Origin of the sequence: Paraburkholderia sp. BR13439, from assembly GCF_040948805.1 — a bacterium.
GTDB classification, from domain to species: domain Bacteria; phylum Pseudomonadota; class Gammaproteobacteria; order Burkholderiales; family Burkholderiaceae; genus Paraburkholderia; species Paraburkholderia youngii.
This window is the reverse complement of the sequence record NZ_JBFPKN010000002.1, coordinates 560,708-583,319: the sequence shown is the minus strand read 5'-3', so window position 1 is coordinate 583,319 and position 22,612 is coordinate 560,708. Positions and strand designations below refer to the sequence as shown.

Sequence of the window (22,612 nt, the reverse complement as noted above, 5' to 3'; positions counted from 1 at the left end):
ACGCATTAGCGCACCAGAGCGGCTAGCGGCGGCAGCGTTTGTTCATAGGCGCTTTCAAGCACGTCGAAGCAGTCTTCGCAGCTATCGCGGCGACCCCGCGCGATCGCGCGAATCAGCCGGAACTGCATCACCATCGATTCCGACGCGATGCACTGCGCGGCGGCCGGTATTGTCGGCGGCATCTCGAAGCCTTGCGCGGACAGCCACTGCAGATACTTCGACAGAAACTCGAAGTTCGCACCGAGCTGCCGCATCAGATTGAACGAGTACAAATGGAAGTACGCCTCGTCGCGCTCGAACAGCGTATCGAGATGCGCGGGAAACGCGGCACGCCATTGCGAAATCGGATTGCTCAATGGACGCCGCTCCAGATGCGCGCACAGCAGTTCCGCCGACGCCTCCGCGAGCGCGGTGCCTTCGAGCGCGGGCCGCGCCTGCTTGGCGAACTCGACGTACGGAAACAGCAGATCGGGCTGGCCGGTGAAATGCGGCAGCTTGCGAAACACGCCGTCGTAGTCGTCGCCTTCGAGCTGGTGGTAGCCGGTGTTGTGGAAATAGCCGAGGCGGCGCGCGGCGGTATCGACGAAGTCGATGCCGATGGTGGTCTTCGGATGCTCGCTGCGATATGAGGTCGCGCGCGTATCGGGCAGGTAGTAGCCGTCGACTTCGACCAGCACGGTGTGGCCGCGCAATGTCTGCGCGAGCACGCGTTCTTCGAGCGAATCGTAGATCGCGAGCTCCTGCACCTGGGTGCCATACAGCCGTTCGAGATCATCGAGCGGAAACTTGAAGAACGTGAACTGATCGCCTTCGAAGTCCTGCGTGACCGTGAACGCGAGCGCCGCGCGCGGGTCGAGCCCGAAGCCGTGCAGCAGCTCGATCCACAGATCGACGTAGCAGTTGGTCTCCTGCCACACGCGTTCGCCCTGATGCAGCGCGTGCGCTACGTGCTCGCGCAACTGCGTGCCGGCACGCGGCGCCGCGTGGGTCGCCTGATGCGTCGGCTGATCGCCTGCGCGTCGCGGCAGCGACGAGTTGGCGAGCGAGCCGGCAAGCGCCGAAGTCGGCGATGAGTTCATGCGCGCTCTCCAGCGACGGCTGCGGTTTGCATAGATTGCGCCGCCTGCAGCGCATCCGCGACGCGGCTCCCGGTATCGCCCCACAGCAGCGCGCGCACGTCGTCGGGCCACGCGTCGACGTCGAGCCCATGATGACGGAACAGCGCGAGCGTGATGCGTTCCATGCCGAAGCCGACACAACCCGTATGCGCGGTCGTGCCGTCGTCGCAGGCGATCTTCCAGATCGCACCGAAGTGGTCCATGTGATAGTTGAACGACAGGCAGGCCGTCTTGCCGCGCGGATCGGCGACCGCGATCAGCAACTCGAACTTGAGCGCCTGCGCGCGCTGGCTATCGGCGACGATCTTGCCGCCGCGGCCGAAGAACGGATCGTTCGCAAGATCGACTTCGACGGGCAAGCCCAGCAGCTTCACGAGCAACGAGCCGCGCTCGATCCACATCTGCCGGAACGCCATCACCTGCTCGGGGCTGCCGAGACGCACGTATTCGCGTTGACGGAACATTTGCATCCGGCCCGGATCTAGCGACGGCTCATGGCGGAAGCAGTACGACAGCACGTCGATCGTGCGGCCGCCGGCGGGCAGGGGGCCGCGCCGCGCCATCACCGGATAGATCGGATAGCAGGCGGCCGGCGTCAGCACGACGCGGGTCGGTTTCTGTTGCGCTAGCCACGCGTCGCCGCGGTCGTCGTCGCTGTCGGCCATCGCCTCGTCGAGCGCGCGCAGCAGACGGTGATGGCCCATGTCGTCGCCGCAGAACGCATGGATGGTGCCCGCGAGATTCGGAAAGCTCTTCAGGTACTCGCTGTCCTCGAAGTCGGTGCGGCGCATCGCGGGCGGAAAACGCAGTACTTCGGCTTGCTGATCTTTGCCGAGATGCGTAATCGCCACGTTCAATCGATCGATCACGTCCTCGAAAATCTGGCTGCGGCCATACAGTCCGTTTTCGCCGGTGTCGATCAGCAGGCCGGCTGCCAGCATCTCGTCGCGCAGCGTGAGCGAAGGCCCCACGTCGGTGGTGGAGGCCGCCGCGGCAGTGGCAGCAGCGGCGGTATCGGTCATCAGCTTCATTCAGGGTCTCCCCGGCGCGGCAGGACGTTGCGCGAGCAGCAGACTCGCGGTGTTCTGCGCGATACGGTCGTTATTGATCATCAAGGGCGCCGAGTGCAGGTCGCGCAGATGGCGGCCGACGCTATAAGGTGTGCCGTTTTTGTAGCCCGCCATGCCGCAGATCATCAGTACTTCCTGTACGACCTGCAGCGCGGTGCTCGAAATGCTGGTCTTCAGCGTGTTCATGTCCGACGCGAAACCGAGCATCGCCGCGAGCGGGGCGTCCGCCTGGATCGCGCCCTCGCGCGCCTGATGCGCGGCGCGCGCAGCCTCCAGTGCAACCGACAGACGCGCCTGCATCATCTGCAGCAGCCCGACGGCTTCGGCTAGCCGCAGGCCCGCCGGCGGCATGGTGCCGGGCTTCGCGCGCGCCTGCGCGCGGAAGAACGCTTTCGCGCGATTGACCGCGTCGATCGCGATGCCGGTCCACACCGACGCCCACAGCGTGTGCGACACGGGCAGCATGGTCTGATCGGCGATGTCGGCGAACGGCGTCGCAAGAATCTGTTCGGCGAGTCCCGTCGCGACGAGCCGGAAGCCCTCGCTGCAGGTGCCGCGCATGCCCATCGCGTCCCAGCCGCCGCGTCGCTCGAGCTGCGTTTCGGCGCGCAGCGCGACGATCAGCACCTGGTCGGACGCGGCCGCTTCGGCGGTGCGCCGAGCGGTCACGAGGATGCCGTCGGCGTGCGCGCCGTACGAGATCGTCGGTGCTAGCTTCTCGATCCGGAAACGCGCGCCATCGAGTTCGACCGAGCACGCGCTCGTACGCATGTTGCCGCCGATCGTCTCTTCCGATGTCGCCGACGCGAGCAGCCATTGCTGCTCGGCCAGTTGCGCGAGCAGGGTCGCTTGCCAGGCCGAATTGGCGCGATGAGAGTCGATGCACGCGACCTGAATCTGATGCATCGCATAGATCATCGCCGTCGATGCACAGCCCTGGGCGAGCGTTTCGCAGATCGCGCCGATATCGGCAAGCGACAGGCCCGCGCCACCGTAGGCGGTCGGCACCATCGCCGATAACAAACGCTCGGCCTTCAGCGCGTCGAACGCCTCGACCGGAAAGCGCGCGTCACGGTCGACAGCGTCCGCGTATTGCGCGGCGATCGCCGCGCACCGATGCGCTGCAGCACGCCATTCGGGACCGCTGTCGAGCGCGGTCAGCGCCCCGGTGGCGGGGCTCTCGCCAGCGCCAGTCCGTGCGTCGGTAGTCGAGTTCGCGGCCGCCCCGCAGGCCGCCGCGGCGGCCTGATCCAGCAGCGGCGCGCTCATGCTGCCGCCTTGGCCTGCAGCAACTCCGTCATCGCGGCGGCCATCGAGTCGATGCTCGAGAACAGGCGGCGCGTCAGCATACGGTCAGGAATTTCGACGTTGAATTCGTCTTCCATGGCAAGCATCAGATGCACGGTCGCGAGCGATGAGAGTCCGGCAGCATAGAGGTCGGCGTCGTCGGCGAGGTTTTCCACCGGGACATCCAGGCGTGCGGATTCTGAAAGGATGCGTCTCAATGCGGTTTTCATGCAGTGCTCCCCCTTATGTCAAAGGCCTGCCGATGGGTGCCGGGATCGAATGATCGTGGGCGCCTGATTTTCGTAGGTAGGTTCGTGCGGTGCGAAGACCGCAGTGTGTGCGCGATGGTGCGGTGCGGTGATGCAGGCGGGCTGTGTGAAGCCATCTGCGATACCGGGGCACGTGGTGAGACTGCGCTTCGTTGGCTCGTATTTAAGAATCGGCAACCCCGAGCGTCAGTGCGATGGCGCACGGAAGCACGTCTTTCGCGCAGGCTACCGTGTAGTCGATGATGAGGGACCGTCATGGATCGGCCGGCCGTCGCGCACGGCAGGCATCGCCGGTTTCGCCAGGTATTTTGACCGCCGGGGGCGTGATGAACTGGAAAACGCTGGAGTTCGATCAGCTATCTGCACGTGAGTTGTATGTCGTGCTGCGTGCGCGCAGTGCGGTATTCGTCGTCGAGCAGTCGCATGTGTGCCTCGACGCGGACGGTCGCGACGAGCACGCTTTGCATGTGTTCGCGGTCGACGACATGGCACGTCCAATGCCGGTGCTCGCCTATGCGCGGGTGCAGCCCGGCGATTCGGAAGATCCGGAAGTGACGATCGACAAGGTGCTGACGAGTCCGCTGCGGCGCGGCGACGGCACCGCCGAGATGCTGATCGAGCGCGTGCTCGAAGCGGTCGCCGAACGCTGGCCGGGCCGCGCCACGCGCGTGAGTGCGCCGCTTGGCTTGCGCGGGTTCTACGAGCAGTTCGGCTTTCGCAAAACGGAGGGGCCGTATCTCGAACATGGAATGCCGTACATCGGTCTCACGCGTCAGGTGCGTGGCGCTCAGGCGCGCTTCGGGCAGCGGCGGCGCGAGCGCGCCGGCGCATCGTTCGCGAACACATTCGAACTGTTGTGATGCCGGGGCTCAGCCTCGTGCCCGTCCGGACGACGGCACGAGACGCAGCCAGAGCCGGTAAAGCGCGGCGCGCAATTCGCTGGACCCGCGCAGCGATATGCCGAAGTTCGCTGCGCTCAACGCGAGCGCAGCGACGATCGCCAGCAGCAGCGCGTTGATCGAATCCGCGAGCGCGAGCGCGACGAGCAGAAACGCCAGATGCGCGAGCATGTTGCGCACGATCGTCCACGCATGCAGCCGTGAGAAGGCGAGCAACACCGAGTAATCGAACAGCGCCTTCAGCACGACGACGACCGCCGCGCCCATGATGCCGAACCAGTGGATGCCGCACCACAATGCGCCGGTGAAGAACGGCAACTGAAGCCAGCTGACGCTTGCGACCGCCGCGGGATGGGTCTGCGCCTGCAACAGGCTGCCGAGGATGCTCGACTGGCCGCTCAGCCACACGCCGACGATCAGCACGCTCGCGACCGGCGCCGAGGCGGCAAGCTGCGGACCGAGCCACAGCAGCAGGAACGGCTTCAAGGCGAACAGCGCGACGATCACGCACGGCGTAAAAGCGCCATTGAGAAACGCGAGCGCGTGGTGCGCGAGCGCGTCCGCATCCTCGCGCGACGCGGCCGACAGACGCGGAAAGAGCGTGCGCACCATCGCGAGCGGCAGCAGGTTCAATCGATTGATCAGGTTTTGCGGCGTCGCGTAGTAGGTGACGAAGCGCGCGCCGAGCAGTCCGCCGACGAACACGCGGTCGAGGGTCGAGGCAATCATGTTGGCGCCGGAAAACATCAGCAGCCAACGGCCGTAGCGGAACAGCCCGATCATCAGGCGCCATTGCGGCAGCCGCATCCGGCGAATGCCGAGCGCGCGAATGGCGGCCACGCCGAGCATCAGGCCGGCGATGAAGCGCGCGATCACCGCGGCCGGAATCACGAACGCCAGCGACGGCGAAAAGCAGAAGATCGCCGCGATCGGCAGCAGCTGGAACAGCGCGGTGCCGAGCATCTGGTTGATGTTGTAGCTCGCGAAGCATTCGACGCCGGTAATCGCGCCCGCGAATACCCAAGTGACGTTGGCGATCGGCACCGCCACCGCGATCCACGGCAGGCTCGCCATCACTTCGCGCTGGAACGCCGGCTCGATTTTCACGCCGTAGGTGATGTAGACGATGGTGCCGGCATAAATCAGCGCACCGCCGATGATGCCGGTGCCGAGATTCATGAACCACGCGCTCCAGAAAATCGGTTCGATCGAATCGTCGTTGGTCGCGCGCGCCTTGGCGATCTGGTTTTCCGTCGCGAGGCTGGTGCCCAGATCGAGGACGCTGAAGTAGCCGATCAGCGCCCACACCAGATTGATCACCCCATAGCGCTCGGCGCCCAGCAGATGAATGTAGGCCGGCACGGTCACGAGGGACACGAACGTCGGCGCGACGGCTCCGGCAAAGTTGATGAAGATGTTCCTGACGATGCTTCGTTCCATGGTCCCTTGTCCGGCCGGTGACGGGCGAGCCTATCGTATGACTTTCCCGTCGGCGCCGTCGCAGGTCTTGCATCTTGCCCCCAGGCGCCGCGTGACTGTGTGGGTGGCCGTACAGATGGCCGCGATCGTAGGGAGTTAAATGGCAATCGTCATAGGGTCGCGTGGTGGTTGGCCACGAGCCTTGGCGTCGCGCGCGGGCGCGCCCGCACCTTCTCCTTCACCTGATGCTCGTGGCACGCGCACCGCAGCCGCCGGCATTCGATACAGCGCATGAACGACGCGATAAGCCGCGTTTCGGTCCGTGCGCGGGGCATGCTGCACTGCACAGCATGCTCATCGACACACGCGAGCCCAGCTCGATTCGGAGCCCAAACCAATGTGGCGGGACGCACATATGGGCGACAGCGCCTTTGTTGTAATCACATGAAAAGGAAGAAAACGTAAGGAGCGGACAGTGAGACCCATCGTCTTCGACGGCAACTTCGGCTGGTTGCATTCAGCCCACGGCCCGGATGGCGTTGTGATGTGTTCCCCGTTTGGCTATGACACGCTGTGCACGTATCGCGGCATGCGCCGGCTCGCCGAGCGCCTCGCCGCCCGCGGCATACCGGTGCTGCGCTTCGACTACCCGGCGAGCGGCGATTCGGCCGGCGATCCGACCGACGCCGGCCTGTGGCGCGCGTGGATCGACAGCGTCAAACAGGCGGTCGCGCAGCTGCGCGCGGCGACCGGTGTCGAGCGGGTCAGCTTGTGCGGTCTGCGTCTTGGCGGCATGCTGGCCGCGCTTGCCGCGCAGGAACTCGGCGACGTGCACGGTCTCGTGCTGATGTCGCCGGTGCTGTCGGGCAAGACCTATCAGCGCGAATTGCGCGCGCATTACCGGCAATGGTTGAACGATCCGGCCGCGATGGATTGCGTGGTCGAGCCCGATACCGACGAGTTCGTCGAAGCGTACGGCTTCCGCATGTATCGCGACACGCTGGAGAGCCTGCACACGGCGGATCTGTATCGCGCGACGAGCCGGCCGGCCGCGCGCGTGCTGCTGCTCGATTCACTGAACCCCGTGCGCACCGGTGCCCTCGCCGCGCATTACAGTGAACATGGCGTCGAGCTCGAGCGTCACCCGTTCGACGAATACGGCCGCTTCATGATGGAGCCGCTCGAAAGCGAAATACCGCACGCCGCGTTCGAGACAATCGAGAACTGGCTGCTCGCGGGCAGCACGCGAACCAGCCCGGCGGTGGCGCGCGTGCCCGAGCGAGGCGAAGAGCCGGCGGGCGGCCACTATGTCGCGCCGACGCTGCACGAGACGCCGGTATGGCTGAACGACGGCAAGGTGTTCGGCATCTACTGCCGGCCCGACGGCGCCGCGGCGGCGCACGCGCCGGCGGTGCTGCTGCTCAATACCGGCGCGGTGTCGCGGATCGGCAACGGCCGTTTCGGCGTGCATTTCGCGCGGCGTCTTGCCCGCCAGGGGATCGCTTCGCTGCGCATCGACGTCGGCGGTGTCGGCGACAGCATGCCGTCGTGCGACACGCTGAGCCTCGACGCGCTGTACTCGCAATCGAGCGCCGCCGACGCCGCATGCGCAGCGCGCTGGCTCGTCGCGCGCGGTCATGCGGGCGCGGTGCCGGTCGGCATCTGCTCGGGCGCCTATACCGGCCTGCATGCCGCGATGCGGGAACCCGCGGTGGTGGGCGCGGTGATCGTCAACGTACAGAAGTTCAGATGGCACAACGTCTGCGACGAACACGGCGAGCCGATGATCCCGGTGTCCGCGTTCGGGTCGACGCGCAACTACATGCGCTCGATGAAGCAGCCGGGCAAATGGCTGCGCGTGCTCAAGGGCAAGACGGGCGGCTGGGGCCTCGTGCGCGAGCTGGTGGTACGGCAGCTCGCGAAGACCGGCGAAACGCTGGCCGACCGGATCGAGCGGTTGTGCGGCCTCGAACTCGGCGCGCGGGATGAGCGGCATCTGTTCGCCAACCTCGATGCGCGGGGCGTCGACACGCACCTGGTGTTCGGTGTGCTCGACGAAGGCGTCGAGGAGCTCGAGCGCTACTTCGGTGCGCGCGGCACGCGGCTCGCGCGCTTCACGCGCATTCACGTGGCCTTTTGCAAGCACACCGATCACGCGATCCTGTCGTCGGTGGCGCAGGAAAACATCATGTCCTACGTCGAGAACGTCTATCGCGGCGGCTTCACGAAGCTGCGTCAGCCCGACAGCGCCGCGCTCGACGGCGAACTGCACAGGCAGCACCCGGAACACGATGAGCATCGCGGCCGGGGGGCGTTGCGTCCGTTCGGAGAAGCATAGGGGAACACGCGGCGGACAGAGGGGCACGCGCGTACGACCAGAAACGATTGCGACCACGAGGCACCTGCTGGCGTCATGCCGGCCGGTGAACAGGAGTTGGATTCGAGAGGATCGCAAATGAACCGAATAGTAGAGCCAGGTAATCCGCTGGCGACGGGGGCTCGCGCCGCCGCCGCGCTTCACGAACTGACCGTGCAACCGGTGATTCTCGTGGGCGACTCCGGTACGAGGCCGTGGCCGCTGTCGCGCGAACGCAATTCGAAGCAACTGGCCGGTCCGATGGACGACCGCTCGCTGCTCGAAGCGACGCTGCGTTGGCTCGACGATGCATTCGACTCGGCCGCGCACGACGCGGCCCGTACCGGGCCGTCCGCCCCGCCGCTGGTGGTCTGCCGCGACGAACCGCGGCTGCCTGCGCTAGAGCGAGTCGAGCGGCGGTACCGCAAGCCTGCGCGCTTGCTGCTCGAACCGATGGCGCGCAACACCGCGCCGGCGTTGAGCGTCGCGGCGCTCGCCGCGCGCGCGTCGGCTGTGGCTGGCGACGATCCGATCCTGGTCGTGCTGCCCACCGATCATCCGAGCGTCGATCACACTGCATTCGGTGCGGCGCTCAACGAGGCGCTCGCGCATGCCTCGCGCGGCGCGATCGTCGCGTTCGGGGTCCCACCGCAGCGCGCGGCGACCGGCTACAGCTATATCCGCACCGACGCGCCCGTGGGCAACCGGGGCGCGCGGACGATCGAGCGCTTTGTCGAGAAGCCCGATGCCGAGCTTGCCGAGCGCTACTTCGCAGCGGGCGAGTACTGGTGGAACTGCGGCATGTTCGTGGTGCGCGCGTCGGTATGGCTCGACGCGATCGGCTTGTGCCGTCCGCTGATCGCGGCGTCCTGCAAGGACGCATTGGCGGGCGCGAGCATCGACGATGCCGGCGCGGTGCATCTCGCGCGCGACGCGTTCGCCGCGTGTCCGTCCGACTCGGTCGACCATGCGGTGATGGAGCGCATCGGTACCGACGCGCGTCTTCTCGGCGTGACGGTACCGCTCGGCGAGGGCTGGCCGGACGTCGGCGCGCCCATGCGCGTCAATGCAGCTCGAGCCGATAAGCCAGCCGATGAAGCGCGGTCGCTGTCATTCGACGAGCGGCGCTTTCGTCATGCGCTCGGGCGCTTCGCAACCGGCGTGGTGGTGATCTCGACCGGCAGCGGCGACAGCCTTCACGCGATGACCGCCAACGCGTTCATGTCGGGGTCGCTGAAGCCGCCGCTGATCGTCGTGTCGGTCGGGCATCGTGCGCGCATGCATGCACGGCTGATGGATGCCGAGCTATTCGGCGTCAGCGTGCTGTCGGAGGCGCAGGAGTCGCACAGCCGCCATTTCGCGGGCGAGGCGCAAAGCCGTCTCACGCCGACTTGCGCACCGCGCTTCGCTGCGGTCGACGGCCTTGCCGGCGTCGTGCTGCTCGAGCACGCGGCCGCGCGCTTCGCCGCGCGCGTGGTGGACCGCCATCCGTGCGGCGACCATACGCTGTTCGTCGGCGAAGTGCTGGTGTTCTCGCTCGACGAGCACGCGCCGCTGCTGTTTTTCGGCGGCCGCTATGCGTCGGTGGCGAGCGCGTCGAACGAGGATTCGGCGTGATGCGATTGCCATCGCATGTTGGTTCGCCCGAGCACGCAATCGCCGGACCACGTCCGTGCAAATCAGACAATTTCGTCACGCCAACGTGCGAATGCGCACTAATTAAACCGGGTAACGCAGGCACGCTTTGACGGGCGAGCTTTGAGCCTGGCGGAACAGATTGCGTTACACGAACGAAACAAATCTTCAGAGGGATAACCCTGTCAGGAAGTGTCCCAACTGGCGCATCCGTTTCGAAGCTAGCAACGTATCGGAAAACGATCCTATTTGCATAGCAGATACGTACGGGCCCTTCATCAACAGGCCACGCGGGGTCAACACCGCTTCGGGGATATGTCATGGAACACGCAAACAAGGATCGCTCGCTGGTGAGCAAAGTGATGGACGGGCTCGTCAGCGGCATCGTCGAGGAAAAGTACGGCGCGATTCTGCCGCCGCAGGATGTGCTGTCGAAGGAATTCGACGTGAGCCGCACCGTGATGCGCGAGGCGCTATCGATGCTGCTCGCGCGCGACATGCTCGACGTGCGCCCGAAGATCGGCACGCGCATCCGGCCTATGAGCGATTGGCGCATGATCGACGAGGACGTCGTCAACTGGCGTTTTCGCGCGAAGCCCGATCCGATGTTTCTGCGTGACGTGATCGAGTTTCGCATCCTGATCGAACCGCGCGCTGCGGCGCAGGCGGCCGCACGCGGCAGTGCCGCGGATGTCGCGGCGATTCGCGAGGCGTTCGAGGCGTTTCGCGTGATCCGTCCGGGCGAGCCCGCCTATCAGGAAGCCGACGAGCTGTTCCACACGCGTATCGTGATCGCGAGCGGCAACCAGTTCTTCAAGCAGATGGCCGCGATCATTCGCGGCGCGCTGTCGACCGTCACCCCGATCGTGCATGACCGGACCGGGGTGTGGGAGGGCGCGATCGCGTCGCATCAGCGCGTCGTCGAAGCGATCGAGCGGCGCGATCCGAAGGAGGCCGAGATCGCCTCGCTGGCGATGATCGATTACTCGGCCGAGGAGATCGGCGGCCGGTTTTCCGCGGAGCCGCCGGCGCGGGTTTGAGACTCGGTGTAAGCGTCGGTTTGAGCCTGGCTGCGTGAGTGCCTGGCCGCGACAAGCGGCGGCGCGGGTGTCGAAGGTCGGTGCGCGGCGGCGATGTCGCATGGTTCGGATTGGCCGGGTTCGCCGCATTCTCAAACGGCATCGGCGACAATAGCGGCTGTTCCGAACCGCATGGACCCTCGCACAACGATGACAGACACGACAGCGGCACCGCAGGCAGCCACCGCCCAACCGACCAATCGGGCAACGCAGGACACCACTTCATCGCGTGAAATCCGTTGGGGGATCGTCGGCACTGGCCGGATTGCGCGCCGCTTTGCTCAAGGCCTCGCCTTCGTGCCGCGCGCGCGGCTCGCCGCGCTGTGGTCGCGTCGCGTGGAACCGGCTCAGGCGTTCGCCGATGAATTCGGCGGTACCGTTTGCAACAGTTTCGATACGCTGCTCGCGAGCGGCATTGACGCGCTCTATATCGCGACGCTGCAGGACAGCCACGCCGACTATGCGATCGCCGCGTTGCAAGCCGGGTTGCACGTGCTGTGCGAGAAGCCCGCGTGTATCAATCGTGCGCAGCTCGAGCGCGTGCTCGAGACCGCGCGCGCTTCGCAACGGCTCTTCATGGAAGCGATGAAGCCGCCGTTCTATCCGCTTTACAGAAGGTTGCGCGAGCACCTCGCGGCCGACCCGATCGGCGAGGTCGGCCTCGTGCGCGCGGGCTGCTCGGTGCCTGGCGTGCCGGTCGATCATCCGTCGCTGTCGTTCGAGCATGCGGGCGGCGCGCTGCTCGATATCGGCATCTACGAGATGTTTCTTGCGGTGGATTGGCTCGGCGCCCCGCGCGACGTGCGGACCTTCGGCCGGCTCGGCGCGACCGGCGTGGATACGTTCGCGAGTCTGAACAGCCAGCACGAGCGCGGCGGCATCGCGCAGCTATTCTGCGGGCTCGATCTGCATGGCAAGGGCGATGCGCTGCTGATGGCCAAAGGCGGTCACGTGACGCTGCACGAGCCGTGGTGGAACCCGTCGCGCGCGAGCATCCTTTACGCGGACGGCCGCGTCGTCGAACTCGACGAACCGTTCGAAGGCGGTGGTTTGAACTACGAGACCGCGCACTTTTGCGAGCTGATTCGCGCGGGTGTGCTGCAGAGTCCGCTGATGCCGCACGACACGTCGCGACAGATGATCGCGATGGCCGACGCGGCGCGCGCGGCGTTGGGGCTGAAGTTCGCTGGCGAATGAGCCGCCAGGGCAAAGAAAGGAGTGCGCGGCGCTCAGTGCCGCGTCGGCAGCGACAGCCGCCGCTCGTACCAGCGCTGCGCCCACTCGAGCACCTGGCACAGCACCCAGTAAACGGCCGCGGCGGCCAGATAAAGCGGCAGCGGCTGATACGTGGACGCGATCATTTCCTGCGCGCTGCGCAGCAACTCGGTCACCGTGATCACGGACACGAGCGAGGTGTCCTTGACCAGGCTGATCAGGCTGTTCGATAGACTCGGCACCGCGATGCGCAGTGCCTGCGGCGCGATCACGTAGCGCAGCGTCTGGCGCCGTGACAGCCCAAGGCTGTACGACGCGAGCCACTGGCCCTGGTGAATGCCCAGAATCGCACCGCGCATGCTCTCGGACAGATAGGCGGCGACGTTCGCCGACAGCGCGATCACGCCGGCCGGCGTCGGTTCGAGCGAAATGCCGAAGCTCGGCAGACCGTAATAAATCACGAAGATCTGCACCAGCAGCGGCGTGCCGCGCATCACGCTCACATAAACGCGTGCGATCCAGTTCAGCGGCCGGCTGTGGCTGATCCCCATCAGTGCGAGCACGGCGCCGCCGATCAAGCCGAAGATCATCGACAGGATCGCGAACTTGATCGTCAGCAAGGCGCCTTGTGCGAGTACCGGCAGCGATTGGAGCAGCAGGGATGTGATGGACATGGGTAGTGTTCTTATTGACGCACAAAGCGCACATCATAAACTTTGGCGCGCGTTCAGGCGCGGGTCGCGCAATGCGGCTCGGGGTATACGTGACGCGCGGTTCGGGTCCAAGGCCCCGCGCGGGCCGCATAAACGCGAAGGGCGGCATCGTGATCGATGCCGCCCTTCGTTTGACTACACGGGTGTTACTTGATCGGCTTGCTGACGTCGATGCCGAACCATTTGTCCGAGATCTTCGTGAAGGTGCCGTCCGCTTCGAGTTGGGTCATCGCATCGTCGATCGCCTTTGCGAACTGCGGGTTGCCCTTCCGGAACGGAACGCCCGACGGGTTGCCCGGGCCGACGTTCGCGCCGGTGCGCAGCGGCAGGTTCGAGTTCTTCAGCAGGTACGCGAGCATCAGACGGTCGTTCAACGCCGCGTCGAGCCGACCGGCGGCCAGGTCGCGCAGGTATTCGGGCGCGCCCGGATAGGTCTTCACGTCGATGCCGGGCACCGACTTCGCCATGTCCATGTAGTTCGTGCCGAGACCGACGCCGAGCTTCTTGCCCTTCAGGTCTTCGAGCGACGTGAACTGGCGCGTGTCGTCCTTGCGCTGGATCAGTTGCGCGGCCGAGTACGTGTACGCCGGCGAGAAGTCGAGGGTTTGCTTGCGCGCGTCGGTGATGCCGACCTGGTTGACGATCACATCGAACTTACCCGCCTGCAGACCGGCGATGATGCCGCTCCATTCGGTCGTGACGAACACCGGCTTCACGCCGAGCTTGGCCGCGACGGCCTTGGCGATGTCGACGTCATAGCCGACCAGCTCGCCCGACGGCGCTTTCGAGTTGAACGGCGGGAAGGTGCCCTCGAGACCGACGCGCAGCGTGCCGCGCTGCTTGACCTGGTCGAGCAGGTCTTCCGCGTGCGCGGCGACCGCGGTCAACGACGCGCCGATCAGCGCGGTGGCGAGGAGTTTCTTCAGCAGGCCAAATTTCATCGTGTTCCTTTGTACGTCTGACGTTTTGACGGTCGGGAGCATAGCAAACGAGACTATCGCAATCTAAATACCGTTTGTTTATGTCTATATGCACCGGCGGTGCGGATGCTTAGCGCAGCGCCTGCGCGCATTCGGCGACGAGCGCCGGACCGCGGTAGATGAACCCAGTATAAAGCTGCACCAGTGACGCGCCGGCCGCGAGCTTCGCTCGTGCGTCTTCCCCCGAGAAGATCCCGCCGACGCCGATGATCGGTACCGCCTCGCCGACTTCGGCGCGCAGCTTGCGGATCACTTCGTTCGACGCGTCGAACACCGGCTTGCCCGACAGGCCGCCGGCTTCGTCCGCATGCGGCATGCCGGTGACGGCAGCGCGCGACAGCGTCGTGTTGGTCGCGATTACGCCTTCGAATTGGTGGCGCAGCAAGGTGTCGGCGATCGACTTGATCTGCTCGTCGTCGAGGTCCGGAGCGATCTTCAGGGCGAGCGGCACGAGCTTGCCGTGCATGTCGGCGAGCCGTTGCTGCTTGTCCTTCAGCGCGGCGAGCAGCGCGTCGAGTTCGTCGGCGCCTTGCAGCTGGCGCAGGTTCTTCGTATTCGGCGACGAGATGTTGACCGTCACGTAGCTCGCGAACGGGTACACGCGCTCGAGGCAGTACAGGTAGTCTTCAGCGGCGCGCTCGATCGGCGTGTCGGCGTTCTTGCCGATGTTCAGACCGAGGATGCCGCGATAGTGCGCGGCCTGGACGTTCTTCACGAACTGGTCGACGCCGGCATTGTTGAAGCCCATCCGGTTGATCACCGCGTTCGCTTGCGGCAGCCGGAACATGCGCGGGCGCGGATTGCCCGGCTGCGGGCGGGGCGTCACGGTGCCCACCTCGATGAAGCCGAAGCCGAGCGCCGCCAGACCGTCGATGCACGCGCCGTCCTTGTCGAGGCCGGCCGCGAGTCCGACCGGGTTGCGGAACGTGAGGCCCATCACGGTGCGCGGCGAATCCGGCACGCGCGCGGCGAGCGCGCCGGCGATGCCGGTGCGGCCGGCGGCGCCGAGCATGCGCAAAGTCAGATGGTGAGCGTCTTCCGCGTCCATGCGAAAGAGTTGGGCGCGAACGAGCGGATAAAGGGAACTGAACACGGGATGAAGCCGGACGGCCGGAAAATGGGAACCCGCTATTTTACCGGCTTTGGGCTTTGATGAGACTGGTAGGGCGTTGCTGGCGGCGAGCAGGCCCGGCGACGACTCGGCGGACGGCGCTTCGGCTACGGCCTGAGCGGCCCGCGTCGTCCATGCATCGGCAGATCGACCGGCGGAAAGTCGATGCTGGCGGGATCGAGCACGCGCCACTCGCCGTCGATCAAGCCTTCGAGCGGCCGGAAATTCGCCTTGTACGCCATTTTCGGGCTTTCGCGAATCCAGTAGCCGAGATACACGTAAGGCAGGTTCAGGCTGCGCGCCTGCTCGATCTGCCAGAAGATGTTGTACGTGCCGAAGCTCGCATGGGGCAGGCTCGGCTCGAAGAACGTGTAGACCGACGACAACCCGTCGCCAAGGATATCGATCATGCTGATCATGCGCAGCGCGCCCTGTGCATCGGGGCGCGGATCGGGCCGTCCATCGGGACGCAGCGGCGCCGGCTCGCGAAACTCGACGAGCCGCGAGTTGATCCGGCTTTGCAGCAGGAACTGCTCGTACTGGTCGCGGCTGTCGCGATCCATGCCGCCGCCTGCGTGGCGCGCCGACTGATAGCGCATATACAGCGCGTAATGCTCCTCATCGTAATGCAGCGGCGCGACGGTCGCGATCAGCTCGCCGTGCTTTCTCCACACACGCCGCTGAGTGCGGTTCGGCTGAAAATGCTCGACCGGCACGCGCACCGGCACGCATGCGCGGCAGCCGTCGCAATACGGACGGTAGGTGAACACGCCCGAACGCCGGAAGCCGGCCTTGACGAGATCCGTGTAGACGTCCGAATTGATCAGGTGACTGGGTGTGGCGACCTGCGAGCGCGCGATGCGGCCGTCCAGGTAACTGCAGGGATAGGGCGCCGTTGCATAAAATTGCAGCGCGGAAAGCGGCGAAAGAGGCAGCTCCTTGGGATGAGTCACGTTGGCAGCTCTCGAAGCGTCTCTGGTAATGCAAACCCGGCGCGCATGGCGGTTGATGCCGCGATTCGATGGGCGGCGGACCCGGATTCGGCCTGATTTTTCCTACGCCGCGCGCACGAGGATTTCGAGCAGGGCGGTCTTGTCGAAGCGCCAAGGAATGGCCGGTGCGCCGACAGACGCGCGAACATGCGCGACGAACGCCTTGCGCGCTATCTCGCGGCCGCCGAGCGACGCCAGATGCGACGTGTTCTGCTGGCAGTCTATCATTTCTATTTCGTGACGTCGCAAGTGGCCGACCAGCGCGGCCAGCGCCATTTTCGAGCCGTCGGTGACGTCGGTATACATCGATTCGCCGAAGAACATGCGGCCGAGCGACACGCCATACAAGCCCCCTACACGCTTGCCCTCGAACCAGGTTTCGATGCTGTGCGCGTCGCCGAGGCGATGCAGCGACGAATAGGCTTCGACGACGTCGGCGGTGATCCACGTGCCGCGCTGGCCGCGGCGCGGCGCCTGCGCGCAGGCGCGCATCACGGCGGCGAAATCCTGATCGACGCGGATTTCCCACGCGTCGTCGCGCAACATCCGCTTGAGCGTCTTGCGCAGCGACGGCGACAGCTTGAATTCGGCGGGGCGCAGGATCATGCGCGGATCGGGGCTCCACCACAACACCGGCTGGCCGTCCGAATACCACGGGAAAATGCCGCGCCGATACGCATCGATCAGGCGCGACGGCAGCAGATCGCCGCTTGCCGCGAGCAGACCGGGCGCGCCGCTCGCGGCGCCGAGCGCGCGCTCGACGGGCGGAAACGGATCGTCAGCTCCGAGCCAGGGAACCATGCGCGCCGCTCAACCTTCGCGCAGGGAGCGGAAGATGTCGCCGGTATGCAGGCCGAAACTGCCGGCCGCGCGGTCGGCGAAAAAAAAGCGCAGCGTCTGGCCGACGGTTGGAAACGCGATCTCGCCCCACGGAATCTCGTGCTCCTCGAACAGCTTCACTTCGAGGCTTTCTTCGCCGGCGGCAATGTCGAGATCGAGCAGCCGCGCCATGTAGAACAGATGCACCTGATGAACATGCGGCACGTTCAGCAGCGAAAACAGGTTCTGCACCTCGACGCGCGCGCCGGCTTCCTCGAGCGTTTCGCGCGAGGCCGCTTCGGCAGTCGTTTCTCCCATTTCCATGAAGCCGGCGGGCAGCGTCCAGTAACCGTAGCGCGGCTCGATCGCGCGGCGGCACAGCAGCACTTTGTCGTCCCACACGGGAACGGTGCCGACCACGTTACGCGGATTCTGATAATGCACGGTGCCGCAACTGCTGCATACGAAGCGCTCGCGATTGTCGCCCGGCGGAATGCTCAGACTGACGCCGTGGCCGCAGACAGAACAGAATTTCATTGGAAAGGGGACGAGAAAGGGTGATAGGAGTTTATCACCCGGGCGGGCGATTACTGAGGCGCCGGCGGGGACTGCGCGATGGGAGGTTCGATGCGGCGAGCGCCGCCGCGTCTGACACGCTTGACAGTCGATCTTCGGATGCGCTCGTCAGCTCGTGGCCACGAAAACAAAAAAGGGTTACACGCCAATGCGTTGTAACCCTTCAATGATTTCGTTGTGGTTGCGGGGGTAGGATTTGAACCTACGACCTTCGGGTTATGAGCCCGACGAGCTGCCAGACTGCTCCACCCCGCGTCCGTCGAAGAAAAGATTATAGACCAGCCAGACAGACAGCGCAATAGCCATGTAAGGATTGGCTTCATTGCGCTTTGCGCCGCGACCGCTACGTCACCTATTGGAAAGACTCCGGAAAGCCGCGCGCGGACGCTGCGCTAGAATTCAGATTCTCCACGCGGCTCGCCGGATCTTCACGACGGCGACCTCTTCGACTCTGATCCTCCGACCCTCCGACCCGTTCTAAACCCCATGGATATCGCTCACGACCTTCAGGTCATTGCTCTTCAGGAAAAGACCCTCGTGTTTCCCCGTTTCGATGCCGACCGCGCGTGGCAAGTCGGCGCGTATCTGCACGAGGTCGCGAAAGCGCGCGGCATTGCCGCCGCGATCGACGTGCGCACGTTCGGCCAGCCGCTGTTCTTCAGCCTGCTCGACGGTGCGACGCCCGACAACGTCGATTGGGTGCGCCGCAAGGGCAACACCGTCGCGCAATTTCGCCGTAGCTCGTACGCGATCGGTCTGAAAATGCAGCTCGCGGGTGCGACGCTCGCCGACAAGCACGGTCTGCCGGCCACCGAGTTCGCATCGCACGGCGGCGCGTTTCCGCTGACGGTGGAAGGCGCGGGCGTGATCGGTTCGATCACGGTGTCCGGTCTGCCGCAGCGCGCCGATCATGAGCTCGTGGTCGAAGCGCTGTGCGCGCATCTGGGTCACGATTACGGCAAGCTCGCGCTCGCGAAAAGCTGACGCGATGCGCGTACCCCCGTATGCGCTGCTCGCGATCGCGATCGTCGCCGAAGTCATTGCGACTTCCGCGATGCGGGCCTCGGACGGTTTCTCGCGGCTGCTGCCGTCGATGGTCGTCGTGCTCGGCTACGGCATCGCGTTCTATTGCCTGTCGCTGACGCTCAGGAGCATTCCGGTCGGCATCGTCTATGCGATCTGGTCCGGTGCCGGGATCGTGCTGATCACGCTTGTGGCGCTGGTGCTGTACCGGCAGGTACCCGACGTGCCGGCGATCATCGGGCTGGGATTGATCGTCGCTGGCGTCGCGGTGTTGAATCTCTTCTCGAAGATGCAGCCGCATTGAGCGCCCGCGTAAGCCGCCTCGGTTGCCGCACGGACCGTAAGTCGGCTTATTTGCAGCGCACGATCATCGAGCGGCCTTTCACATTCGCCGACGCCACGTTGGTGACGCTGCCGCCAGCGGTGCCACCCTCGTCGTTATCTTTCGACACGATGTCGTAGCCGGTCGCGCCGCAGGCCTTACCCGCTTGCACGTAGCACGAGGCCCAGCTCGAGCCGGCGTTGGCGCCGCTGCAGTTGACCGCGAAGCCGGTCTGGCCGTTCGGCAGATTGATCAGCGTGGTCGTGTTCGACGACGCGCAGCCGCCCAGCCCCGCGGCGAGCAGCAGCGCGGCGGGCCATGCGGCCGTCAGCGACGCGCGACGCACGAAGGCAAGCGCGGCGCTGGATCGGAGGCGGTGGAATCGGCCGGCGCGCCGCGGTTGCGTCGTGAAATGCATCGTGTTGTGTCCTTTCATTCAGATAGAGGTTGCTGCCGGGCCGGAGCCGGTCGGTGCGGAACGCGCGGGCGCGCGCCAAGGCTCAGGTGGCTTCGACGGTGATGCCCGCCGCGCTGACGAGCCGCCGGGCTTCCGCGCCTTCTTCAGTGGCCGCGTCTTCCCAGATGCTGATCGCTTTTGGGATGTCGATCCCATGACTTTCGGCGTACTCGAACCAGCGGTTCGCCGCATCCGGCTCGGGCAGTTCGTGATTCTGCAGAAAATATTTTCCCATATTGCGCTCGCTGGCCTCGAAATGGTGTCGTCATAGTACCTTTTCACAGCATGGAGTATGCCGATCTGGACCGTTCGACCAGCGCGCGTGGCTGACGTGCGGCGCGGCCGTGGGGTCGGGCGAAACTGCGGCTCGCGAGCGTGCAGAACTTATCGCGCTGTAACGCGCCTTATCGTAATGGGGCGGGGGCGCCCGCACACCTCCGGTGCAGCGGCGCGCCGCATGCTGAAGCATCAAGGCGGCGCCGTCGCGACTGGCGCCAGCTCCGCAACCGCAACAGGAGGACGAAGATGGCTGAACGGGTCAGTGGCCCTTATCGCGGCTATTACATCAGCGCCACCGCGCGCCTCGTGCCGGGGGGCAGCACGTCGGGCGCGTCGGGCGAAGCGCACGCCAAAGCGGATGGTACTTACGTCGGCTCGGTTAGCCTCGCCGAAGCCGGCCCGGACGATCCGCATCGGATGGAAACGTTGCTCGAACTCGGCGACCGGCAACGCTTCAGTAGCGAAGAAGAGGCGCTCGCGTTCGTCGAACGGGCGGCGCGCGAATATGTCGACCGATTGCTGGATGGGCAGTGAGCGTGTCGGCGATTCCCGCGCGATGCCCTGAGTCAGGCGCCCGCGCACGCTGGACCGTGATCCGGCGGCGCGGGTACCATAGCGGGACCCGCGCGGATCGGCGGCGCATAGCGGCTTTCCACGCGTGTTACGTTCCCGCCGCCACCTTTTGATGAGGCGACCATGGAAATCCGTTTTCCCGAAGACGCGCCTGCTTACCGTGACTCCAATCTGACCGTCGTGTTTTCAGCGCTGGTGGACGGTGAGCCGGTGCCGTGCGCGATCTCGGTAGAAGCGCTCGAGGATCATTTCGGCGCTTACAGCGAGGACCTCGACGGCTGGCTGCGTGCGTTCGATGCGGGCCGGCCGCGCATCGAGGCCGTTGCGCGCGAGCATTTGCAGATCAGCAACGGCACACCCGTGCTACTCAAGAGTGGTCACTTTCCGCCAGGGCAGATGGCAGACTGAGCGGAACTTTCCTTCCACCAACGCATCGCCAACGCGTTGCCGCTAATTCACGCCATGCGCCGGCACTGCCTCGCGCGCCGCTTCGAAGCACCGCCTGATCCCTTCCTGATACGAAGTCTTGCTGAACGGCCCGATCAACGTTGCCAGCGCGGAATCGTCGAGCACGACCGGCTCGGTCAACAGATAGTTCATCTCGACCAGTTCGCGCATCAGCGGATTGAACAGCCCGAGCACGCGCAGCATGCCCTTGCCGGCCACCATCAGCTTCGGCTCGCGGCCCGCGAGCGCGTAGGCCTCGTGCGCCACTTCACGCTGCGTGATCGTGCCGGCGCCGCCGAGATGCCACCAGCGGCCGTAAGCCTCGGGTGTGCGCGTGAGTCGTTCGACCACGGGGCCGACATCCGGCAGAAAGATGAATTCGTGCGGCACGTCGACGGGACCGAGCACCTGCGCGCGCTTACCGGTAGCGGCGCCAACGAAGACACCATGCAACAGGCTGCGCTCAACCCCCGGTCCGTAGAAATCGGGCAGCCGCAATACCAGCGTTTCGAGACCTTTCCGGCCATGCGCGGCCAGCACGAGCTTTTCCTGTTCGAGCCGCATGCGGCCCTTGAACGTGTGCGGCTCGCGCGGATGATCTTCGCGAATCGGATTGCCATGCGCGCGGCCATACGGATACACGGTGCCGATCAGAATGAAGCGCTCGACGCCGGCGGCCGTCACGCCAGCCAGCGTTTTCTCCATCAACGGCGGGTGCTGCGCGAACTGGTCGTAGGGCACGCCGACGAGATAGATCACGGTTTGCAGACCGGCGGCCGCGGCGCGAATCGTGGCGGGGTCGTCGGGGTTCCAGGTGACGATCTCAGCGTGCGGGTCGTCACCGAAGCTGCGTTGCAATGCCTCGCGCGAGCGGCCGACCACCCGATAATCGCGGCCCGCCGCACCGAGCGCCGCGGCAATGCTTTGACCCGCTGCGCCCGCAGCACCGAATAAACCGACCTTTCCCGTGGCTTGCATGACGACTCCTTCAGATTGCGGCGCGACCTCGTCGCGTATGCACGTGGCGACTCAGTTCGACCGATGAAAATGTACTGAACACTGTTCAGTAAACAGCGTTCAGTTTAATTTGACTTTTCAGTTTGTCAACCTGAAAATTGCGAGTCATGGGAATCGCTGAACGAAAACACCGCCAGAAACAGGCGCTGCGCGAACGCATCCTCGATGCCGCGCGGCGCATCGTCGTGCGCGAGGGCTTTGCCGCGCTATCGATGCGCAAGATCGCCGACGCGATCGAATATTCGCCCGCCACGTTGTATCTGCATTTCGCGAGTCGCGACGACATCGCGCGGGCCTTGTGCGAGGAGGGTTACGCGCAGTTGCTCGCGACCTTCGTGCCGCTCGTGCAGATCGCAGATCCCGCCGAACGGCTGAAGGCGCTCGGGCGCGCGTACGTCGCGTTTGGCGTCCAGCATCCGGAAACGTACCGGCTGATTTTCATGGAAGATCCGAGCTATACGGGAGCGGCGCTCGGTGGCGCGGCGGCGGGCGCAGGCAAAGACGGCGGCAACGGGGACGATGCAAGCGCGAACGCCGGGACCGGTGGTTCAACCGCGTCCCGAAGCAACGCCGACGACGACCCCGGCGACGCCGCGCTGCACATCATGATCGACGCGCTCGACGAGTTGCGAGCAGCGGGGCGTCTGTCGGCGTCGGTCGCATCGATGGAGTCGGCCGTGTGGGCCGAGGCGTTGTGGGCGAGTCTGCATGGCATCGTCGCGCTGAATCTCACGTGTCCGGTGTTTCCGAGTGCGCCGCTCGAGACGCTCGTCGGCGTAACGCTCGACGCTTGGCTCGGCGCGCCGCAGCCCGCGGCAGCGGGCGCATCGAAGAGCGCCGCGGTGCGCGGCAAGAAAACCGTCGCGCGGCGCCACTCCGAGCCTGCCGAATCCACGGACCCGGCTCCCGAGCCCGCCACCAAACGCAAAGCGGCAGGCCCGTGATAACGTTCAGTT

At 65.5% G+C, this 22,612-nt stretch carries 24 protein-coding genes, 1 tRNA gene and 1 pseudogene; 11 read left to right on the top strand and 15 right to left on the bottom strand.

Annotation, left to right across the window (positions count from 1 at the left end; genetic code table 11):
• Positions 1-5 precede the first annotated feature (5 nt).
• Genes AB3X96_RS06625 through AB3X96_RS06610 form a run of 4 tightly spaced genes read right to left on the bottom strand, consistent with a single transcriptional unit; the run spans position 6 to position 3,705 of the window.
• Complete coding sequence (locus AB3X96_RS06625; RefSeq protein ID WP_368589048.1) at positions 6-1,079, bottom strand: DUF1839 family protein; 1,074 nt, start codon at positions 1,077-1,079, stop codon at positions 6-8.
• Positions 1,076-2,149, bottom strand: coding sequence for an amino acid--[acyl-carrier-protein] ligase (locus tag AB3X96_RS06620; protein ID WP_368589047.1), 1,074 nt, complete (start codon positions 2,147-2,149; stop codon positions 1,076-1,078). Before AB3X96_RS06620 ends, AB3X96_RS06625 begins: the two co-directional genes overlap by 4 nt.
• Positions 2,150-3,457 (bottom strand): acyl-CoA dehydrogenase family protein, encoded by a 1,308-nt coding sequence (locus AB3X96_RS06615; protein ID WP_368589046.1) that lies wholly within the window; start codon positions 3,455-3,457, stop codon positions 2,150-2,152.
• A complete protein-coding gene (locus AB3X96_RS06610; protein WP_176119958.1) occupies positions 3,454-3,705 on the bottom strand; it encodes an acyl carrier protein in 252 nt (83 codons plus the stop codon). Before AB3X96_RS06610 ends, AB3X96_RS06615 begins: the two co-directional genes overlap by 4 nt.
• A gap of 365 nt (positions 3,706-4,070) precedes the next feature.
• Between AB3X96_RS06610 and AB3X96_RS06605 the strand changes: the two genes are divergently transcribed.
• Positions 4,071-4,604, top strand: coding sequence for a GNAT family N-acetyltransferase (locus tag AB3X96_RS06605; RefSeq protein ID WP_176108731.1), 534 nt, complete (start codon positions 4,071-4,073; stop codon positions 4,602-4,604).
• 9 nt (positions 4,605-4,613) lie between these two features.
• Here AB3X96_RS06605 and AB3X96_RS06600 read toward each other — a convergent pair whose 3' ends face one another.
• The gene (locus AB3X96_RS06600; RefSeq protein WP_368589045.1) at positions 4,614-6,083 is read right to left on the bottom strand and encodes an oligosaccharide flippase family protein; all 1,470 of its coding nucleotides are present in this window, start codon (positions 6,081-6,083) and stop codon (positions 4,614-4,616) included.
• Positions 6,084-6,537: 454 nt separating this feature from the next.
• Between AB3X96_RS06600 and AB3X96_RS06595 the strand changes: the two genes are divergently transcribed.
• From AB3X96_RS06595 to AB3X96_RS06575, 5 genes and pseudogenes are all read left to right on the top strand, one after another.
• The gene (locus tag AB3X96_RS06595; RefSeq protein WP_368589044.1) at positions 6,538-8,400 is read left to right on the top strand and encodes an alpha/beta fold hydrolase; all 1,863 of its coding nucleotides are present in this window, start codon (positions 6,538-6,540) and stop codon (positions 8,398-8,400) included.
• A 75-nt stretch (positions 8,401-8,475) separates the two neighbouring features.
• Positions 8,476-9,462: pseudogene (locus AB3X96_RS06590) on the top strand (sugar phosphate nucleotidyltransferase); the annotation flags it as partial.
• Between the two features lie 12 nt (positions 9,463-9,474).
• Positions 9,475-10,035: a flavin reductase family protein gene (locus AB3X96_RS06585; protein ID WP_368589074.1), complete on the top strand. Its 561-nt coding sequence runs from the start codon at positions 9,475-9,477 to the stop codon at positions 10,033-10,035.
• 338 nt (positions 10,036-10,373) lie between these two features.
• Positions 10,374-11,093 (top strand): FadR/GntR family transcriptional regulator, encoded by a 720-nt coding sequence (locus AB3X96_RS06580; RefSeq protein ID WP_176108728.1) that lies wholly within the window; start codon positions 10,374-10,376, stop codon positions 11,091-11,093.
• Positions 11,094-11,282: 189 nt separating this feature from the next.
• Positions 11,283-12,329, top strand: coding sequence for a Gfo/Idh/MocA family protein (locus AB3X96_RS06575; RefSeq protein WP_368589043.1), 1,047 nt, complete (start codon positions 11,283-11,285; stop codon positions 12,327-12,329).
• Between the two features lie 32 nt (positions 12,330-12,361).
• Here the strand turns inward: AB3X96_RS06575 and AB3X96_RS06570 are convergent, their stop codons facing one another.
• The 7 genes from AB3X96_RS06570 to AB3X96_RS06540 form a co-directional block, all read right to left on the bottom strand.
• On the bottom strand, positions 12,362-13,021 hold the full coding sequence (locus AB3X96_RS06570; protein WP_176108727.1) for an amino acid ABC transporter permease: 660 nt from the start codon (positions 13,019-13,021) through the stop codon (positions 12,362-12,364).
• Between the two features lie 185 nt (positions 13,022-13,206).
• Positions 13,207-14,001 carry a cystine ABC transporter substrate-binding protein gene (locus AB3X96_RS06565; RefSeq protein ID WP_368589042.1) on the bottom strand — a complete coding sequence of 265 codons (795 nt, stop codon included), beginning with the start codon at positions 13,999-14,001 and terminating at the stop codon, positions 13,207-13,209.
• A 109-nt stretch (positions 14,002-14,110) separates the two neighbouring features.
• Positions 14,111-15,133 (bottom strand): quinone-dependent dihydroorotate dehydrogenase, encoded by a 1,023-nt coding sequence (locus AB3X96_RS06560; RefSeq protein ID WP_368589041.1) that lies wholly within the window; start codon positions 15,131-15,133, stop codon positions 14,111-14,113.
• Positions 15,134-15,258: 125 nt separating this feature from the next.
• Entirely contained in the window at positions 15,259-16,104 is an 846-nt protein-coding gene (locus AB3X96_RS06555; RefSeq protein ID WP_368589040.1) for an arginyltransferase, read from the bottom strand.
• Positions 16,105-16,206: 102 nt separating this feature from the next.
• Entirely contained in the window at positions 16,207-16,944 is a 738-nt protein-coding gene (gene aat, locus AB3X96_RS06550) for a leucyl/phenylalanyl-tRNA--protein transferase (protein ID WP_368589039.1), read from the bottom strand.
• Positions 16,945-16,953: 9 nt separating this feature from the next.
• A complete protein-coding gene (locus AB3X96_RS06545; protein WP_176377918.1) occupies positions 16,954-17,499 on the bottom strand; it encodes an NUDIX hydrolase in 546 nt (181 codons plus the stop codon).
• A gap of 217 nt (positions 17,500-17,716) precedes the next feature.
• A tRNA-Met gene (locus AB3X96_RS06540) sits at positions 17,717-17,793 on the bottom strand.
• Between the two features lie 231 nt (positions 17,794-18,024).
• Between AB3X96_RS06540 and AB3X96_RS06535 the strand changes: the two genes are divergently transcribed.
• Positions 18,025-18,522, top strand: coding sequence for a heme-degrading domain-containing protein (locus tag AB3X96_RS06535; RefSeq protein ID WP_368589038.1), 498 nt, complete (start codon positions 18,025-18,027; stop codon positions 18,520-18,522).
• Between the two features lie 4 nt (positions 18,523-18,526).
• Positions 18,527-18,865 (top strand): multidrug efflux SMR transporter, encoded by a 339-nt coding sequence (locus AB3X96_RS06530; RefSeq protein WP_368589037.1) that lies wholly within the window; start codon positions 18,527-18,529, stop codon positions 18,863-18,865.
• A gap of 46 nt (positions 18,866-18,911) precedes the next feature.
• Here the strand turns inward: AB3X96_RS06530 and AB3X96_RS06525 are convergent, their stop codons facing one another.
• Together AB3X96_RS06525 and AB3X96_RS06520 are read right to left on the bottom strand one after the other, a co-directional pair.
• Positions 18,912-19,301, bottom strand: coding sequence for a hypothetical protein (locus AB3X96_RS06525; RefSeq protein WP_368589036.1), 390 nt, complete (start codon positions 19,299-19,301; stop codon positions 18,912-18,914).
• A gap of 82 nt (positions 19,302-19,383) precedes the next feature.
• Positions 19,384-19,575: a hypothetical protein gene (locus AB3X96_RS06520; RefSeq protein WP_176108719.1), complete on the bottom strand. Its 192-nt coding sequence runs from the start codon at positions 19,573-19,575 to the stop codon at positions 19,384-19,386.
• 290 nt (positions 19,576-19,865) lie between these two features.
• Here AB3X96_RS06520 and AB3X96_RS06515 point away from each other — a divergent pair, with 290 nt between their 5' ends.
• Both AB3X96_RS06515 and AB3X96_RS06510 read left to right on the top strand, forming a co-directional pair.
• Positions 19,866-20,153, top strand: coding sequence for a hypothetical protein (locus AB3X96_RS06515; protein ID WP_176367862.1), 288 nt, complete (start codon positions 19,866-19,868; stop codon positions 20,151-20,153).
• 162 nt (positions 20,154-20,315) lie between these two features.
• On the top strand, positions 20,316-20,600 hold the full coding sequence (locus tag AB3X96_RS06510) for a DUF1488 domain-containing protein (RefSeq protein WP_368589035.1): 285 nt from the start codon (positions 20,316-20,318) through the stop codon (positions 20,598-20,600).
• A 42-nt stretch (positions 20,601-20,642) separates the two neighbouring features.
• On the opposite strand, the gene AB3X96_RS06505 is transcribed toward AB3X96_RS06510, so the two are convergent.
• Positions 20,643-21,617 (bottom strand): NAD-dependent epimerase/dehydratase family protein, encoded by a 975-nt coding sequence (locus AB3X96_RS06505; RefSeq protein WP_368589034.1) that lies wholly within the window; start codon positions 21,615-21,617, stop codon positions 20,643-20,645.
• A gap of 146 nt (positions 21,618-21,763) precedes the next feature.
• Between AB3X96_RS06505 and AB3X96_RS06500 the strand changes: the two genes are divergently transcribed.
• Positions 21,764-22,600, top strand: coding sequence for a TetR/AcrR family transcriptional regulator (locus tag AB3X96_RS06500; protein WP_368589033.1), 837 nt, complete (start codon positions 21,764-21,766; stop codon positions 22,598-22,600).
• Positions 22,601-22,612 lie beyond the last annotated feature (12 nt).

What these genes read in the sequence shown, in the direction of transcription:
- AB3X96_RS06520 (WP_176108719.1), bottom strand. Translation starts at nt 19,575, where the DNA reads ATGGGAAAATATTTTCTGCAGAATCACGAACTGCCCGAGCCGGATGCG.
- AB3X96_RS06500 (WP_368589033.1), top strand. Translation starts at nt 21,764, where the DNA reads ATGGGAATCGCTGAACGAAAACACCGCCAGAAACAGGCGCTGCGCGAA.
- AB3X96_RS06610 (WP_176119958.1), bottom strand. Translation starts at nt 3,705, where the DNA reads ATGAAAACCGCATTGAGACGCATCCTTTCAGAATCCGCACGCCTGGAT.
- AB3X96_RS06600 (WP_368589045.1), bottom strand. Translation starts at nt 6,083, where the DNA reads ATGGAACGAAGCATCGTCAGGAACATCTTCATCAACTTTGCCGGAGCC.
- AB3X96_RS06625 (WP_368589048.1), bottom strand. Translation starts at nt 1,079, where the DNA reads ATGAACTCATCGCCGACTTCGGCGCTTGCCGGCTCGCTCGCCAACTCG.
- AB3X96_RS06620 (WP_368589047.1), bottom strand. Translation starts at nt 2,149, where the DNA reads ATGAAGCTGATGACCGATACCGCCGCTGCTGCCACTGCCGCGGCGGCC.
- AB3X96_RS06525 (WP_368589036.1), bottom strand. Translation starts at nt 19,301, where the DNA reads ATGCATTTCACGACGCAACCGCGGCGCGCCGGCCGATTCCACCGCCTC.
- AB3X96_RS06570 (WP_176108727.1), bottom strand. Translation starts at nt 13,021, where the DNA reads ATGTCCATCACATCCCTGCTGCTCCAATCGCTGCCGGTACTCGCACAA.
- AB3X96_RS06585 (WP_368589074.1), top strand. Translation starts at nt 9,475, where the DNA reads ATGCGCGTCAATGCAGCTCGAGCCGATAAGCCAGCCGATGAAGCGCGG.
- AB3X96_RS06530 (WP_368589037.1), top strand. Translation starts at nt 18,527, where the DNA reads ATGCGCGTACCCCCGTATGCGCTGCTCGCGATCGCGATCGTCGCCGAA.
- AB3X96_RS06615 (WP_368589046.1), bottom strand. Translation starts at nt 3,457, where the DNA reads ATGAGCGCGCCGCTGCTGGATCAGGCCGCCGCGGCGGCCTGCGGGGCG.
- AB3X96_RS06545 (WP_176377918.1), bottom strand. Translation starts at nt 17,499, where the DNA reads ATGAAATTCTGTTCTGTCTGCGGCCACGGCGTCAGTCTGAGCATTCCG.
- aat (WP_368589039.1), bottom strand. Translation starts at nt 16,944, where the DNA reads ATGGTTCCCTGGCTCGGAGCTGACGATCCGTTTCCGCCCGTCGAGCGC.
- AB3X96_RS06575 (WP_368589043.1), top strand. Translation starts at nt 11,283, where the DNA reads ATGACAGACACGACAGCGGCACCGCAGGCAGCCACCGCCCAACCGACC.
- AB3X96_RS06515 (WP_176367862.1), top strand. Translation starts at nt 19,866, where the DNA reads ATGGCTGAACGGGTCAGTGGCCCTTATCGCGGCTATTACATCAGCGCC.
- AB3X96_RS06510 (WP_368589035.1), top strand. Translation starts at nt 20,316, where the DNA reads ATGGAAATCCGTTTTCCCGAAGACGCGCCTGCTTACCGTGACTCCAAT.
- AB3X96_RS06505 (WP_368589034.1), bottom strand. Translation starts at nt 21,617, where the DNA reads ATGCAAGCCACGGGAAAGGTCGGTTTATTCGGTGCTGCGGGCGCAGCG.
- AB3X96_RS06535 (WP_368589038.1), top strand. Translation starts at nt 18,025, where the DNA reads ATGGATATCGCTCACGACCTTCAGGTCATTGCTCTTCAGGAAAAGACC.
- AB3X96_RS06565 (WP_368589042.1), bottom strand. Translation starts at nt 14,001, where the DNA reads ATGAAATTTGGCCTGCTGAAGAAACTCCTCGCCACCGCGCTGATCGGC.
- AB3X96_RS06580 (WP_176108728.1), top strand. Translation starts at nt 10,374, where the DNA reads ATGGAACACGCAAACAAGGATCGCTCGCTGGTGAGCAAAGTGATGGAC.
- AB3X96_RS06605 (WP_176108731.1), top strand. Translation starts at nt 4,071, where the DNA reads ATGAACTGGAAAACGCTGGAGTTCGATCAGCTATCTGCACGTGAGTTG.